Origin of the sequence: Brevibacterium sp. W7.2, assembly GCF_018137945.1 — a bacterium.
Classification (GTDB): domain Bacteria; phylum Actinomycetota; class Actinomycetes; order Actinomycetales; family Brevibacteriaceae; genus Brevibacterium; species Brevibacterium sanguinis.
This window is the reverse complement of sequence record NZ_CP073089.1, coordinates 779,140-792,541: the sequence shown is the minus strand read 5'-3', so window position 1 is coordinate 792,541 and position 13,402 is coordinate 779,140. Positions and strand designations below refer to the sequence as shown.

Genomic DNA, 13,402 nt, shown 5'->3' with positions numbered 1-13,402 from the left:
GCTCACGCCTCGATGATCTCGCCGTTGCGGGGCAGGCGGCCGCGGAAGTGCAGCGGCACCGCGTCGGCGCGTTCGGGGTCGAGGCGATCCATCGCCTGGATGTGGAGGTGGGGTTCGGTGCTGTTGCCCGAGTTGCCCGTCTCCGCCACCGCCTCACCGAGGCGGACGGACTGCCCGAGGGCCACCTCGGTGCTGTGCTTTCGCAGGTGGCAGAGGACGACGACGATCCCGCCGACGTCGATGGCGATGTGATTGCCGGCGAGCGCAGACCACCCGCGGCGCAGGCGGCGAGGTTGGGCGGCCAGATAGCTCAGCGACGGCAGTCCACGGTGTGCAGGATGGTCGGGGTGACCGTCGGCGACGACCGTGCCGTTCGCGGGCGAGAGCAGCGTGCGGCCGAAGCCGGGAAAGCGCTGCGGCGGTTCCGGGGCCAGCAGTGAGGTGAGGGTGAACCGCGCGGTCCTCCCCGTGTCATCGACGGGTACGAAATCGATCGCCTGCCCAGTCGCGAACACTGTGGTTCCGTGACTGGGCAGACGATCGGCTGGACTGTTCTGGACAAGCCAGCGGCCGCGGAACGGGAAGTCGAGATCGAGTCCCTCTCCCGTGGCCCGGTTCATCATCGGCGACCGCTGCCTGGCGGCTCTGCCTACGCTTCGCCGGCGCTTTCGGATTCGACCTCGAAGGCCTCACCGAGGGCTTCGACGCGGTCGCCGGGACGGATCGTCGCCCCGCGGCGGGTCTCGACCTCGCCGTTGACCCGGACGTCACCGGCAGCGATGAGGTCCTTGGCCATGGCGCCGTGTTCAGCGACGCCGTGGAGCTTGAGGAGCTGACCGAGCCTGATCGTCTCGTCGCGGATGGTCACGACGTCCATCAGAAGTCGAAGCCTCCGAAGTCGAAGCCGCCGCCGTCGCCACCGCCGTCGAAGAAGCCTCCGCCGTCTCCGCCGCCCATGTCGCCTCCGGCGTCACCGCCGCCGTCGGCGCCCATGCCGTCCTGGTAGCCGTCGGCGTACGAGCCGTCCCAGCCGCCGCCCATGCCGCCGAAGAGCATGGCGCCCATGAGGACGCCGGGGAGAAGACCGGATCCGGCGTAGGAGTTGAAGTAGCCGCGGTTGTATTCGGCGTAGGCCGGTCCCGCTTCCCAGTAGGCCCGGCGGGTCTGACCGTCACCGGTGACGACCTTGCGCACGGCGGGTTCGGCGCCCACGGCGACGCGCTCGGCGTCGGCGGCGCACACGGGAACAGGCCGGAGCTGACCGCCGGCGGGAGCCCAGTCGATGTCCTCGACCGAGGGACCGTGCTGCGGATTGAAGAAGCACGGCGGGCGGCGCACCGGAAGCGGCTTGCCCTCGACACGGGCGCGCACGCACTTCGCGGCGTAGCGGCCGTCCTCGAGCGCCTCGGTGACGTGGCGGATGTCGGTGGGCTCGTCGACCTTCTCGAGCGTCTCCTTCGCGACGTCGTAGGAGTCGAGGGCCTGCTTGTAGTCCTGCTGGCCACCGGTGTCGAGCTCGACTCCGGACGTGATGATGTCGAGTTCGGCGACTTCCTCACCGAACTCGGTGACGTCCTCTTCCGCTGCCTTCTTCACGAGTTCGAGTTCCGCTGCGTGAAGCTCTTGCTTGCGCTTCTTCTCCTTGCGGTAGCCGACGAAGAAGATGGTGCCGAGAACGATGAGTATGAGCAGGAATACTGTTCCCACGATCAATGCCTCCCAGATGGACGGATCACTGTCCAGTATGCCCGACGAAACTGGCAAGCGACTGAGCCAACCCCGCATGCCGCCTCCGCTTGTCCGGCCTGCACCCCTGGGTGCTCGCAGGGTGTTAGCGGGCCTGCGCAGACAGGGTCAGCGCGATGCCCCCGCAGCGTCGTCAGCCGAAGAGGCCGAGGCCCTTGGCGAGCGTCGCCGCTCCCCCGCCGAAGGCGAGAACGATCATCGCGATCCGCGCCGCCGTCGGTGCGACCTTCTGTGCGAGCAGATCCCCGCCGAGGAGGCCGGCGACGAGGACGATGCCGATCCCGATCCAGATGGCCGGGTCGAGCTGCGGCCACACCCCGCCGTCGACGATGACCTTCGCGATGATCGCCGAGGCGGTGCCGACGACGAGGAACGGCTGCAGGGTCGCCGCGAACGGCCGGTGCTCCCACCGGGTGAGCACCGCATACGCGCTCACCGCGGGTCCGCCGGCCCCGGCCGCTGCCGACATCGTGCCGGAGACGAAGCCGGCCGAGAACTGCGTGCCGAAGTTCGCCGGCATCGTCGTCCCGACCCGACCGATGAGCAGGGAGACGGCGAGCGAGGCGATGATGAGGGCGCCGATGAGCACCTGGAGCGACGCCGTCGGCAGCGCCGTCGTCAGCAGCGCCCCGGGGACCGTGCCGACGACCGTGCCGACCGCGAGCTTCCAGAACACCGGCCATTCGACCTCGCGCCATGTCCGCGCGAAGACGGTGGCGGCCGCGACGATGCCGCAGAGGTTGACGAGGAGGACCCCGGAGACGGGATCGAGGAGGAGGACGAGGAACGGCCCGGAGACCAGGCCGAAGCCCATTCCGGTGATGCGCTGTGCGAGTGCCCCGATGAAGACCGCTGCGAGGATGAGCACGACCACAGGTTCCACCTGAGCAAGTGTAGTGGTTTCGCCCCCGCTCAGCGGGGGCGCCCGCACCGTGAGTCGCCCCGTCGGGAGACGAGTCTCCGCGACCGGACAGCCGCTGTCGCGGACGAGATTCTCTCGCCGCATTCGCCGCGACGTCCCAGGTTTGCGGCCGTGGGAGCGGGGTTACAGTAGACAGATGGAAAGTCGTCCACTCTGGTCCCGCTTCAGCGCCGACCCGCGCGATTACGGGCAGGTCAGAGCCTCCGATGCCGATCGAGCCGTGGTCACCGACGTGCTCTCCGAGGCGTATGCGCTCGGTCAGATCGATGCCGGGGAGTTCGATGAGCGCACCGAGGCGGCGGCGCGGGTGAAGACCCTCGGAGAGATCCCGTCGCTCATCGACGATCTCGTCATCGCCGAGGCCGAACCCGTCGATCCCGACCACCTCGACGAGGCGAGCCGGGCTCGCGCGCTGGCTCAGCTCAGCGATGATCGGATTCCGATCACGCCCGAGCAGATCCAGGAAGCCGCGGAGAAGTTCTACCGCGACCGCGTCAAACGCGCCCTCATCGGTCTCATGGCCGGTCCTGCCGGTTTCATGCTGCTCATCTGGGGAGCGACGAGTCTGTTCGCCGGCAGCCTCATCTTCTTCTGGCCGATCTTCATCCTCGGCCCGATGTTCTTCGGCGCGGTCGCGCAGATGACCGGCAAAGAGGAGATCATCCGCAAACGCAAACAGGAGCTGACGAAGCGCGCCCGGGCCCACCTCGGCGATGAGGAGGCGAAGCGCCAGCTCGAGGAGCAGCCGCGACAGGACGACGACTACGAGGAGAACTTCGGCCACGGCCTCCAGCCTCCCCACCCGCTCGCCCCGCCCTACGCCCCCGGGCAGGAGCCGTCGACCGACGAACTGCGACGGCGGAGGGAAGAGCGGCGACGCCGGCGCGGCAACCCCTGGGACTGAGCGCGCGAGGCCGAGTGCAGGTCAGCCAAGTGCAGGAATGAGAAGAGCCGTGCCACCACCCCTGCGGGTGATGGCACGGCTCTCTCAGTGCCTGGCGGGCGTGGGTCAGAAGCCCATGCCGCCCATGCCCTCCATGCCGGCAGCGGCTGCGTCAGCACCCGGTGCGGCCTTTTCGGGCTTGTCGGCGACGACCGACTCGGTGGTGAGGAACAGACCGGCGATCGACGCTGCGTTCTGCAGAGCCGAGCGGGTCACCTTGACCGGGTCGTTGATGCCGGCCGCGAGCAGGTCCTCGTACTCACCGGTGGCGGCGTTGAGGCCCCAGCCCGGTTCGAGGTTCGCGACCTTGTCGGCGACGACTCCGGCTTCGAGTCCGGCGTTCGTGGCGATCTGCTTGAGCGGCGCCTCGATGCCGACCTTGACTATGTTCGCACCCGTCGCCTCGTCGCCGGTGAGCGAGAGGTCGTCGAACGCCTGCTTGCCGGCCTGGATGAGAGCGACGCCGCCACCGGCGACGATTCCCTCTTCCACGGCGGCCTTCGCATTGCGCACGGCGTCTTCGATGCGGTGCTTGGTCTCCTTGAGCTCGACCTCGGTCGCGGCTCCGGCCTTGATGACGGCAACACCGCCGGCCAGCTTGGCCAGGCGCTCCTGCAGCTTCTCACGGTCGTAGTCGGAGTCCGAGTTCTCGATCTCCGCACGGATCTGGGCCACGCGGCCGGCGATCTCGTCGGCGTCACCGGCGCCTTCGATGATGGTCGTCTCGTCCTTGGTGACGACGACCTTGCGTGCGGTGCCGAGCAGGTCGAGGGTGACGTTGTCGAGCTTGAGCCCGACTTCCTCAGAGACGACCTGGCCACCGGTGAGGATGGCGATGTCGGCGAGCTGCGCCTTGCGACGGTCACCGAAGCCCGGAGCCTTGACGGCGACGGACTTGAAGGTGCCGCGGATCTTGTTGAGCACGAGCACGGCCAGGGCTTCGCCCTCGACGTCCTCGGCGATGATCAGCAGCGGCTTGTTGGTCTGCTGCACCTTCTCGAGGACGGGCAGCAGGTCCTTGACGTTGGAGATCTTCGAGTTGACGATGAGGATGTAGGGATCCTCGAGGACAGCTTCCTGACGGTCGGTGTCGGTGACGAAGTAACCGGAGATGTAGCCCTTGTCGAAGCGCATGCCCTCGGTCAGTTCGAGTTCGAGTCCGAAGGTGTTGGACTCCTCGACGGTGACGACGCCTTCCTTGCCGACCTTGTCGATCGCCTCGGCGATGAGCTCACCGATCGCGGGATCACCGGCGGAGATGCCGGCGGTCGCAGCGATCTGCTGCTTCGTCTCGATCTCGATGGCGTTGTCGAGCAGGACATCGGTGACGGCCGCGACGGCCTTCTCGATGCCGCGCTTGAGGCTGAGCGGGTCAGCACCGGCTGCCACGTTGCGCAGACCCTCGCGGACGAGTGCCTGAGCGAGAACGGTGGCGGTGGTGGTGCCGTCGCCGGCGACGTCGTCGGTCTTCTTGGCGACTTCCTTGACGAGCTCAGCGCCGATCTTCTCGTAGGGATCCTCGAGTTCGATCTCCTTGGCAATGGACACGCCATCGTTGGTGATGGTGGGTGCGCCCCACTGCTTTTCGAGCACGACGTTGCGACCGCGGGGTCCAAGAGTCACCTTGACCGCGTCCGCAAGCTGGTTGAGACCAGCTTCGAGTCCCCGACGAGCTTCTTCGTCGAATGCAATCATCTTTGCCATAGTGGCCTAGATCCTCCCTGATGGAGTGGACTGGAATCGCAGAGCAGTCGTCAGCGCCCGCGACGGCAGAGAGTGTGTCCGCATGTTCCATTCCACACAGGGACCACGCTCTCGAGACGACTGATGAAATCCCGTGGTTTTCACCAGTACTAGATTTAGCACTCTCAGGGGGAGAGTGCAAACGAAATCCTGCCGACGCCCGTGATTCCGGGCGTTTCGTCAGGCGCGTTTCCGGGCATCGCCGAGGTGTTCGGCTCAGCGCGAACGCCCGACACCGGGCCCTTGAGAGCGGGCGCGGCCGACCGGACATCAACGGCCGACAACGCCGTCCCCGGCGCCCCGCCCGCGACGCAGAAGACGCCGAGTCGCGTGCGACTCGGCGTCTTCTCGTTGCCGACCGTTCGGCGGTCGACGGCGTTCAAACCACGTCGGAGCGAATGATCCGCAGCAGCTCGGGGGTCGACGATCAGCGCAGACCGCCGACCCGATGCTGCGACAGCCTCAGGCTCCCGACTCGGATGTGATCAGAGACGATCAGAGGAGGGTGACGGATTCCGCCTGGGGACCCTTCTGTCCTTCTCCGACCTCGAACTCAACCTGCTGGCCCTCTTCGAGCGAGCGGTAGCCGTCCATCTGGATCGCGCTCCAGTGAACGAACACGTCCTGGCCATCGCCTTCGAGCGTGATGAATCCGTAGCCCTTTTCGGCGTTGAACCACTTGACGGTGCCTTGTGCCATTGCTTCTCCATAAAATGCAGTGTCATTTGAAATTCGCCCGACCCCACAGCTCAGTGGCGAAGAGCGAACGCTAGTAAACCTCAACAGACCCCGCGATTTCTCTCATTGACCTCTGGAGATTGATCTCGGTGAAGCACGATCAGAACACAAGGTGCAGTGCTTGCCTAGCTGGTAAAACTCTACCCCAGCGTGGTGCGCGTCTCAGGTTCGCTCAACACTGTTATCAATTCGTTACATTTGAATTCCAGCGGCGTTCACCCTGGTCAGTCGCGCAGTGCTCAGCCCTCGCCGAGGCTGCCGTCCGTCGAATCGCCACCGGTCGTTCCAGCGCCGTCGGCGGCCGTCGATCCGCCGCCCTGGGCTCCCGACTCCTCGGTGCCGGCGGATTCGCCGCCGCTCGAAGCGGGTCCGCGCTGGGCGATGTCCGAGCAGATGAGCACCGTGAGGTCGGCGGTGAAGTCGTTCGACTGCTCGGTGGCCTCGATGCCGAGGGCATCGGCGACGAGCTGGGCCTGCGCCTCATCGGCGTCGTCGCGGTAATAGACGACCGAGTCGCTGCGGGCCGTCGAGTAGTTGCCGACCTGACCGACGGTCCAGCCCTCCTCCTCGACGACCGAGGAGAAGTCCCGCGCGACGCCGGAGACCCCGGAGCCGTTGAGGACGTCGACGGTGAGCGAGGAGTCGGCGACGCTGACTTCGCTCTCCGAGGGCGTCGGGGTCGCCGGCGCCGAGGTCTCCGGCGCGGGCTCGGCGACGTTCGACTCGGGATTGCGCATCGACGAGGTGATGATGTTGATGGCCGCGACGACGAGTAGCACGGCCACGAGGGCGAGCACGATGACGAGCACGATCGCGCCGACGTTCGACGAAGCGGCCGCCTCCTGGCGATGAGCTCCGCTGCGGCGGCCCGGTTCGATGTCGTCGTAGTCGTCAGCCATGTGTCACCTCGAGACGCGAGCCTGAGCGCGTTCGCTCTGGCGCGTGGTGCGGATGCGTCGCAGGCGCTTGACGAGCATGGGGTCGCTTGCGAGGGCCGCAGGATTGTCGAGCAGGGAGTTGAGGATCTGGAAGTAGCTCGTGGCGGACATGTCGAAGCGCTCGCGGATCGCGTGGTCCTTCGCTCCCCCGTACTTCCACCAGCGCCGCTCGAACTCCAAAACGGACACCTCGAGCTCACTCAGTTCAGAGGCGCCATCGTTCTGCGGCATAGGGGGTCTGCTCCTTCACGAGTTTTCTTTGAGCTTATGCTATCGGGAGAATGACACGGCTGTCATTCTCGGCACGCCCGCCTCCGCGCCGCAGCGGGCCGGCCGCACCGCCCGGTCACCACCGTGAGCACCGCGCGACCAGCGCTCATGCGCGATCACGGGGCAGTCTGCCCTGTCCGTCGCCCGCCCCCGACGAGCGCCGAGGCGGGCGCTCAAGGGTCATGGACATCACATCGGTCGGTCGCCTCGGCGAGGGAATCCTGCGCCCGCATTCACCGGCACACGGACTCGACCGCGCGGCCACGCCCGGACGCGACAGAGGGCAGGGGATCAATCCCCCTGCCCTCTGTGGGTCACCGGCGCAGCCGAGCCGCAGCAGCCGAGCCAGCACGCGGCTGAGCCGGGCGCTCAGCGGATCCGGATGTTGACCTGCTTGATCTGCGTGAAGCCCTCGAGCATGCCCTCAAGCGAGGCCTCACGACCGAAGCCCGAGTTCTTCATGCCGCCGTAGGACTGTCCGGCCAGCTGCCCGCCGCCCTGGTTGACCTGGATCCAGCCGGACTCGATCCGGTCGGCCATCGTCAGCGCCGAATCGAGGTCCTTCGTGAAGACGTAGGCGGCGAGGCCGTACTCGTTCGTGTTGGCCATCGAGATGACCTCGTCGACGGTCTTCCACGGGATGACGGAGAGGACGGGACCGAAGATCTCCTCCTGGCTCGTCTGCCAGTCGTTCTGCGCCTTCGAGAAGATCACCGGCGCATGGTAGAAGCCGGGCTCGCCGACGTTGAGCTCGCCGTGGCCGTCGTAGGCGACCTCGACGCCGTCCATGCCCTTGCCGATCTCGATGTAGTTCTCGACCTGGTCGTACTGCTTCTGGTTGATGATCGCGCCGATGTCCGTCTCCTCGTCGCGCGGGTCGCCGACCTTCATCTTCGCCACCGCGGCGACGAGCTTCTCGAGGAACGAATCGTAGATGTCCTCGTGGAGGAAGAGGCGCGAGCCCATCGTGCACGACTGGCCCTGCCGGGCGAAGCGCGTCGAGAGGAGGACCTGCTCGACCGTGTCCTCGTCATCGGAGTCGGGGAAGATGATGTTCGGGCTCTTGCCGCCGAGCTCCATCGACGAATGCGCGAGGCGATGACCGGCGACCTCGGCGACGTGGCGGCCGACGTTCGTCGACCCGGTGAAGGAGAGCTTGTCGACGTCGGGGTGGACGTTGAGGGCCTCGCCGATGACCGAGCCCTTGCCGGTGACGACGTTGAGGACGCCGGGCGGGAGGATGTCGGCGATGAGCTCGGCCATCTTGAGGATGGTCAGCGGGGCGTCCTCGGCGGACTTGAGGACGATCGTGTTGCCGGCGGCGAGCGCGGCCGGGGTCTTGAACGCCGCGATCATCAGCGGCGAGTTCCACGGCAGGATGCCGGCGACGACGCCGAGGGGCACGCGCTTCGTGTACTGGAACTGCTTGTCACCGGCCGGCAGGGTCGTGCCCTTGACCTCCCCGGCGACGCCGCCCATGTAGCGGAAGAGGTCGGCGAGGATGACGGTCTCGGGGCGCGCCTGGGTGCGGATCGCGTTGCCGGTGTCGAGTGCGGTGAGCTCGGCGAGCTCCTCCGACCCGGCCTCGAGCGCGTCGGCGCACTTGATGAGCAGCTTCTGCCGCTCCTTGAACGGCAGGCCCGCCCAGCCGGGGAACGCGGCGCGTGCGGCCTTGACGGCGCGGTCGGCGTCGGCCTCCTTGCCCTCGGGCACCGTGGCGATGACGACGTTGCGGTCGATGGGGGTGATGACGTCGTGCGTGCCTCCGTCGAGGGCGTCGACCCATTCTCCGCCGATGAGCATCTTCCAGGCCTTGGCCTCGGGGAATTCCGACATACTTCGCTGTCCTCTCGCCAGTCAGGGGTTCTTCGATGAACTCGCTGTCTCGAGCATAGCTCTGACGCCGCCGGAGCTGAACGGCTGGGGTCTGCGCGATCGCGCACAGCCGATCTGCGCGCGGTGCACAGCAGGTCTGCGCGGTGGGATTCCCGGCGCCGAGGCGGTCCTCGCTAGACTCGCGGACATGACCTCGACAGCGCAGCTGAGCACGATCATGTCCCCCGACTGGGCCGAGGCCCTCGCCGACTCCGAGGCCGGGATCCACGCGATGGGCGACTTCCTCCGCGCCGAGATCGCCGCCGGCCGATCGTACCTGCCCGCCGGTGACGCGGTGTTCCGGGCATTCGCCGAACCGCTGTCCGAGGTCACGGTCCTCATCGTCGGGCAGGACCCCTACCCGACTCCCGGCCATCCCATCGGGCTCTCCTTCTCCGTCGACCCCGAGGTCAGGCCCCTGCCGCGGTCCCTGACGAACATCTACAAGGAGCTCGCGGACGACCTCGGCGTGCCCCCGGCCGCCCACGGAGACCTGCGCGCCTGGTCGCGGCAGGGCGTCATGCTCCTCAACCGCGTCCTCACCGTCAGCCCCGGTCAGCCGGCCTCCCACCGCGGCAAGGGCTGGGAGGCGATCACCGAGCACGCGATCCGGGCGCTGGTCGCTCGCGACCAGCCGCTCGTGGCGATCCTCTGGGGTCGCGACGCCCGGAACCTCGCTCCCCTGCTCACCTCGGGCACCGCCGAGGTCGCGATCATCGAATCCGCGCACCCCTCACCGCTGTCGGCCTCGCGCGGGTTCTTCGGATCCCGGCCGTTCTCCCGGACGAGCGACCTGCTCGCGCAGAAGGGCCTCGACCCCATCGATTGGCGACTGCCCGCACAGGCGTGACGCGCGGCCGGCGTGACACGAAGTCCGCCGGGCATTGCCCGCGCAGGGGCAGACCCGCTCAGCCCTGCGCCGGGCCGGTGTCCGTACCGGTCGGCGTGTCCCCGGCGCGCACCGAATCGGCGACCTTCTCCGCCTTGCGGCCCTTGAGCGGCCGGGCGAGGTAGCTGCCGAGGACGGCGCCGACGGCAAGCGCGGCGTTGGCGAGGATCGCGGTGAACAGCGCTGAGAGACCGACGGCGAACGAGGTCGTCTCCGTCTCCGCGACGATGCGGTAGACCGCGGTGAAGATCGAGAGCCCCTGGAGGAGGGTGTAGATCGCGGGAATCGTCAGCACGATCGCCGGCGCCCCGAGCCGCAGTGCGAGCGGCCGGGCGAGGAACCCGGCGACGGTCGCCGACAGGAGACTCGCGAGCACGTTGTCGAGGCCGAGCAGCGTCAGCGAGGTCATCGTGATGAACGAGGCGAGGCCGACGAAGGCGGCGGGCAGGATGAACCGGCGGGAGGCCTGCATGCCCACGGCACCGGCCATCGCGACGATCGCGGCGGCGCCGAGGGAGACGATGACGGCGACGACGTGGACCCCGGAGCGGGGCACGAGGATCTCGATCGGCTGCATGCCCAGCGCCTGCCCGCACACGACCCCGAACGCCAGTCCCGACACGATGCCGGCGAAGGAGATGAACACCCCGACCAGGCGCCCGGCGGCGGTGAGCGGGAAGTTCGTCAGGGCGTCCTGGACGGCGGAGTAGAGGGCCTGGGTGGGCAGGAGGAGGACGATCGCGGCGGCGACGAGGTACTGCGGGGAGTCGATGAGTCCGAAGTTCCCCGCCGCCATCGCCACAAGGGTGCCGATCGCCGCCTGCAGCGCGGTGATGAAGAACGACGGCAGGCTCGTGCGGCCGATGAGCTTGCCGAGTTCGAAGATGAAGACGGCCATCGCGATGCCGAGGACGATCGCGATCGCACCCCCGCCGAGGAGGAGGACGAGGCTGCCGACCATCATCCCCCAGGCCCCGGTGACGAACCATTCCTTGAACGGCCGCCGCTGGGAGCGGATCGCGTCGAGGCGGCTGCGGGCCTCCATGAAGCCGATGCGGCCGTCGACGAGGTCGGAGACGAGCTTGTGGACGGAGGCGAGCTTCGCGTAGTGCGTCGACTCGCCGCGGTTGACCCGCATCACCGTCATCAGGCGCCCGTCGGAGGTCGAATAGTGGACGACGAGGGTGTTCGAGGTGAGGTCGATCTCCGCGGTCGCGAGTCCGCACGCCGTGCAGGCGGCGATGACGGAGACCTCGATGTCGTTCGTGCCGGCGCCGGCGCGCATCATGATCGCGGCGATGTCGGCGGCGAGGTCGAGGATCATCCGCGCCTCGTCCTCGCTCGGTTCGCTCGCCTGCACGGGCGCCTGGTACGGGGTGCCCTTGAGGGCGGTGATGATCGGCACCGGCTGGGTGTTGACCGAGGTGCCGGTGACGAGCCGGCCGACGGTGCGCCGGGCCACCCGCTGGGCGACCCGCTGGGAGGCGCCGAGGGTCGTGTCGGTGCGCGGCTTTCCGGGTTTCGGTCCGCGCGGCTTGGGTGCACCGGTGCTCTGGAGTTCGGCCAGACGCTGTGCGCGGGTGCGTTCGAGGAGTTCGCGCAGCGCCGTCGACCCGGTTTGGGTCTGCTCCCGGTTCCTCACCGGTCCCGTCGCCTGCTCCTGGTCGCGGACCACCTCGGCGCCCTGCCCCCGGTCGAGGGGGATGTCCGCGGTCGTCGCGTCCTCGGCCTCGGCGGCGGCCGCGGCGGATTCGACGATGACCTCGTAGGCGGTGACCTCGGTGGCCGTCGTCGTCGCCTCGACGGACACCTCGGCGGTCGTGGCCTCGTTCGCGTCGACCGGAGTCGCCTCGTCGGCTCCGTTCCCGGTGCGGTCAGGGGGCCTCTGCGTCACGGCTCGCTGATGAGAGTCGGGCCGAAGGGGTCGGCGACCTCGGCGGTGCCGGTGTCGGCGTCGAATGCGTAGACCCGGCGACCGTCGACGAAGACCTGCTCGGCCCGCGAATCGAGGTCGAGGGGATCACCGGACCACAGGACGAGGTCGGCGTCCCGGCCGGGAGCCAGCGAGCCGAGGCGGTCGTCGAGGCCGAAGATCGCGGCCGGGTTGATCGTCAGCGCCTCGAGGGCGACGACGGGGTCGAGGCCCTCCTTGACGGCGAGCGAGGCCTCGTGGATGAGGAAGTTGATGGGGATGACCGGATGGTCGGTCGTCAGCGCGATGCGCACCCCCGCCTCGGCGAGCGCCGCCGCGGTGGCAAGCGTCCGGTCGCGCAGCTCGACCTTCGACCGGCTCGTCATCAGGGGTCCGAGGATGACGTCGATGCCCTTCTCGGCGATGTAGTCGGCGATCTTGTGGCCCTCGGTGCCGTGGTTGATGACGAGCCGGTACCCGAATTCCTCGGACAGTCGGATCGCGGTGGCGATGTCGTCGGCGCGGTGGCAGTGCTGGTCCCAGGCGAGGGTGCCGTCGAGGACCGCGGCGAGGGTCTCGCTGACGAGGTCGCGTTCGAACGGGGTGCCCTCGGCTTCGGCATGGGCGCGTTTGGCCTGGTAGTTCTGCGCGTCGACGAAGGCGTCGCGGATGATCTTCGCGGTGCCCATCCGCGTCGACGGGGTGACCTTCTTGTCTCCGTAGACCCGCTTCGGGTTCTCCCCGAGCGCGGACTTCACCGAGAGGTCCTCGGTCACGAGCATCTCGTCGACGATCCGTCCCCAGGTCTTGACGAAGGCGGTGCGCCCGCCGATCGGGTTGCCCGATCCGGGTTTGATGAGCGCCGAGGTGACCCCTCCGCGCAGCGCGTCCTTGAAGCCGAGGTCGGCGGGGTCGATGCCGTCGAGCGCCCGCAGCCCGGCGCCGTTGGGGTCGGTCATCTCGTTCGTGTCGTCACCGGACCAGCCCTCGCCGTCCTCATGCACGCCGAGGTGGCCGTGGGCTTCGATGAAGCCCGGCAGCACCCAGCGGCCGGCGGCCTCGATGACCTCAGCACCCTCGGGGACCTCGACATCGGCGCCGACGGCGGTGATGACGCCGTCGGAGAGGACGATCGTGCCGGTCTCGATCGGTTCGGCCCGGGTGCCGTCGGCGTTCGCGATCGGCAGGATGCGGGCACCGGTGATGGCGACATCGTGGCGAGGGGGAACGGGGACCGAACGATACATCGTGCTCCTTCGACGGCGGTGGTTCGCGACGGGACGAGTCTACGCCACGAGGGGGTCCGCACACCGCCTGGACCATGCCGTCGATCGGAGTGCGCGGCGACCTCTGCGCGGGCGTGGGCCGCCGGCACAGACGACGTGCCGAGGCGGCACAGTCACCGTGTCGTCACCGCTCAGACTCC

The 13,402-nt window shown here is 68.3% G+C and carries 13 protein-coding genes; 2 read left to right on the top strand and 11 right to left on the bottom strand.

What is annotated here, in order from left to right; genetic code table 11:
* Positions 1 to 2 precede the first annotated feature (2 nt).
* The 4 genes from J9315_RS03450 to J9315_RS03435 all read right to left on the bottom strand — a co-directional run bounded on the left by J9315_RS03450 (position 3) and on the right by J9315_RS03435 (position 2,629).
* On the bottom strand, positions 3 to 515 hold the full coding sequence (locus J9315_RS03450; RefSeq protein ID WP_232623685.1) for a M23 family metallopeptidase: 513 nt from the start codon (positions 513 to 515) through the stop codon (positions 3 to 5).
* Between the two features lie 134 nt (positions 516 to 649).
* Positions 650 to 877, bottom strand: coding sequence for an RNA-binding S4 domain-containing protein (locus J9315_RS03445; RefSeq protein WP_198499574.1), 228 nt, complete (start codon positions 875 to 877; stop codon positions 650 to 652).
* On the bottom strand, positions 877 to 1,707 hold the full coding sequence (locus tag J9315_RS03440) for an OadG family protein (protein WP_198499575.1): 831 nt from the start codon (positions 1,705 to 1,707) through the stop codon (positions 877 to 879). Before J9315_RS03440 ends, J9315_RS03445 begins: the two co-directional genes overlap by 1 nt.
* 172 nt (positions 1,708 to 1,879) lie before the next feature.
* Positions 1,880 to 2,629 carry a sulfite exporter TauE/SafE family protein gene (locus J9315_RS03435; RefSeq protein ID WP_198499576.1) on the bottom strand — a complete coding sequence of 250 codons (750 nt, stop codon included), beginning with the start codon at positions 2,627 to 2,629 and terminating at the stop codon, positions 1,880 to 1,882.
* Positions 2,630 to 2,804: 175 nt separating this feature from the next.
* Here J9315_RS03435 and J9315_RS03430 point away from each other — a divergent pair, with 175 nt between their 5' ends.
* A complete protein-coding gene (locus J9315_RS03430) occupies positions 2,805 to 3,572 on the top strand; it encodes a DUF1707 domain-containing protein (RefSeq protein ID WP_198499577.1) in 768 nt (255 codons plus the stop codon).
* 105 nt (positions 3,573 to 3,677) lie between these two features.
* On the opposite strand, the gene groL is transcribed toward J9315_RS03430, so the two are convergent.
* From groL to J9315_RS03405, 5 genes are all read right to left on the bottom strand, one after another.
* Complete coding sequence (groL, locus tag J9315_RS03425; RefSeq protein ID WP_198499578.1) at positions 3,678 to 5,315, bottom strand: chaperonin GroEL; 1,638 nt, start codon at positions 5,313 to 5,315, stop codon at positions 3,678 to 3,680.
* Between the two features lie 534 nt (positions 5,316 to 5,849).
* Positions 5,850 to 6,053 carry a cold-shock protein gene (locus J9315_RS03420; RefSeq protein ID WP_009376446.1) on the bottom strand — a complete coding sequence of 68 codons (204 nt, stop codon included), beginning with the start codon at positions 6,051 to 6,053 and terminating at the stop codon, positions 5,850 to 5,852.
* A 278-nt stretch (positions 6,054 to 6,331) separates the two neighbouring features.
* Positions 6,332 to 6,991 carry a LytR C-terminal domain-containing protein gene (locus tag J9315_RS03415; protein WP_198499579.1) on the bottom strand — a complete coding sequence of 220 codons (660 nt, stop codon included), beginning with the start codon at positions 6,989 to 6,991 and terminating at the stop codon, positions 6,332 to 6,334.
* 3 nt (positions 6,992 to 6,994) lie between these two features.
* Entirely contained in the window at positions 6,995 to 7,261 is a 267-nt protein-coding gene (locus J9315_RS03410) for a DUF3263 domain-containing protein (protein ID WP_137826675.1), read from the bottom strand.
* Between the two features lie 408 nt (positions 7,262 to 7,669).
* Entirely contained in the window at positions 7,670 to 9,136 is a 1,467-nt protein-coding gene (locus tag J9315_RS03405) for an aldehyde dehydrogenase family protein (protein ID WP_198499580.1), read from the bottom strand.
* Positions 9,137 to 9,323: 187 nt separating this feature from the next.
* Here J9315_RS03405 and J9315_RS03400 point away from each other — a divergent pair, with 187 nt between their 5' ends.
* Positions 9,324 to 10,025, top strand: a complete 702-nt coding sequence (locus J9315_RS03400) for a uracil-DNA glycosylase (protein ID WP_198499581.1) — start codon at positions 9,324 to 9,326, stop codon at positions 10,023 to 10,025.
* Positions 10,026 to 10,083: 58 nt separating this feature from the next.
* Here J9315_RS03400 and J9315_RS03395 read toward each other — a convergent pair whose 3' ends face one another.
* Positions 10,084 to 11,958 (bottom strand): threonine/serine exporter family protein, encoded by a 1,875-nt coding sequence (locus J9315_RS03395; protein ID WP_232623686.1) that lies wholly within the window; start codon positions 11,956 to 11,958, stop codon positions 10,084 to 10,086.
* On the bottom strand, positions 11,955 to 13,223 hold the full coding sequence (locus J9315_RS03390; RefSeq protein WP_198499582.1) for an amidohydrolase: 1,269 nt from the start codon (positions 13,221 to 13,223) through the stop codon (positions 11,955 to 11,957). The genes J9315_RS03395 and J9315_RS03390 overlap by 4 nt, the downstream gene beginning before the upstream one ends.
* Between the last annotated feature and the right edge of the window lie 179 nt (positions 13,224 to 13,402).

What these genes read in the sequence shown, in the direction of transcription:
- J9315_RS03420 (WP_009376446.1), bottom strand. Translation starts at nt 6,053, where the DNA reads ATGGCACAAGGCACCGTCAAGTGGTTCAACGCCGAAAAGGGCTACGGA.
- groL (WP_198499578.1), bottom strand. Translation starts at nt 5,315, where the DNA reads ATGGCAAAGATGATTGCATTCGACGAAGAAGCTCGTCGGGGACTCGAA.
- J9315_RS03400 (WP_198499581.1), top strand. Translation starts at nt 9,324, where the DNA reads ATGACCTCGACAGCGCAGCTGAGCACGATCATGTCCCCCGACTGGGCC.
- J9315_RS03405 (WP_198499580.1), bottom strand. Translation starts at nt 9,136, where the DNA reads ATGTCGGAATTCCCCGAGGCCAAGGCCTGGAAGATGCTCATCGGCGGA.
- J9315_RS03445 (WP_198499574.1), bottom strand. Translation starts at nt 877, where the DNA reads ATGGACGTCGTGACCATCCGCGACGAGACGATCAGGCTCGGTCAGCTC.
- J9315_RS03410 (WP_137826675.1), bottom strand. Translation starts at nt 7,261, where the DNA reads ATGCCGCAGAACGATGGCGCCTCTGAACTGAGTGAGCTCGAGGTGTCC.
- J9315_RS03390 (WP_198499582.1), bottom strand. Translation starts at nt 13,223, where the DNA reads ATGTATCGTTCGGTCCCCGTTCCCCCTCGCCACGATGTCGCCATCACC.
- J9315_RS03430 (WP_198499577.1), top strand. Translation starts at nt 2,805, where the DNA reads ATGGAAAGTCGTCCACTCTGGTCCCGCTTCAGCGCCGACCCGCGCGAT.
- J9315_RS03415 (WP_198499579.1), bottom strand. Translation starts at nt 6,991, where the DNA reads ATGGCTGACGACTACGACGACATCGAACCGGGCCGCCGCAGCGGAGCT.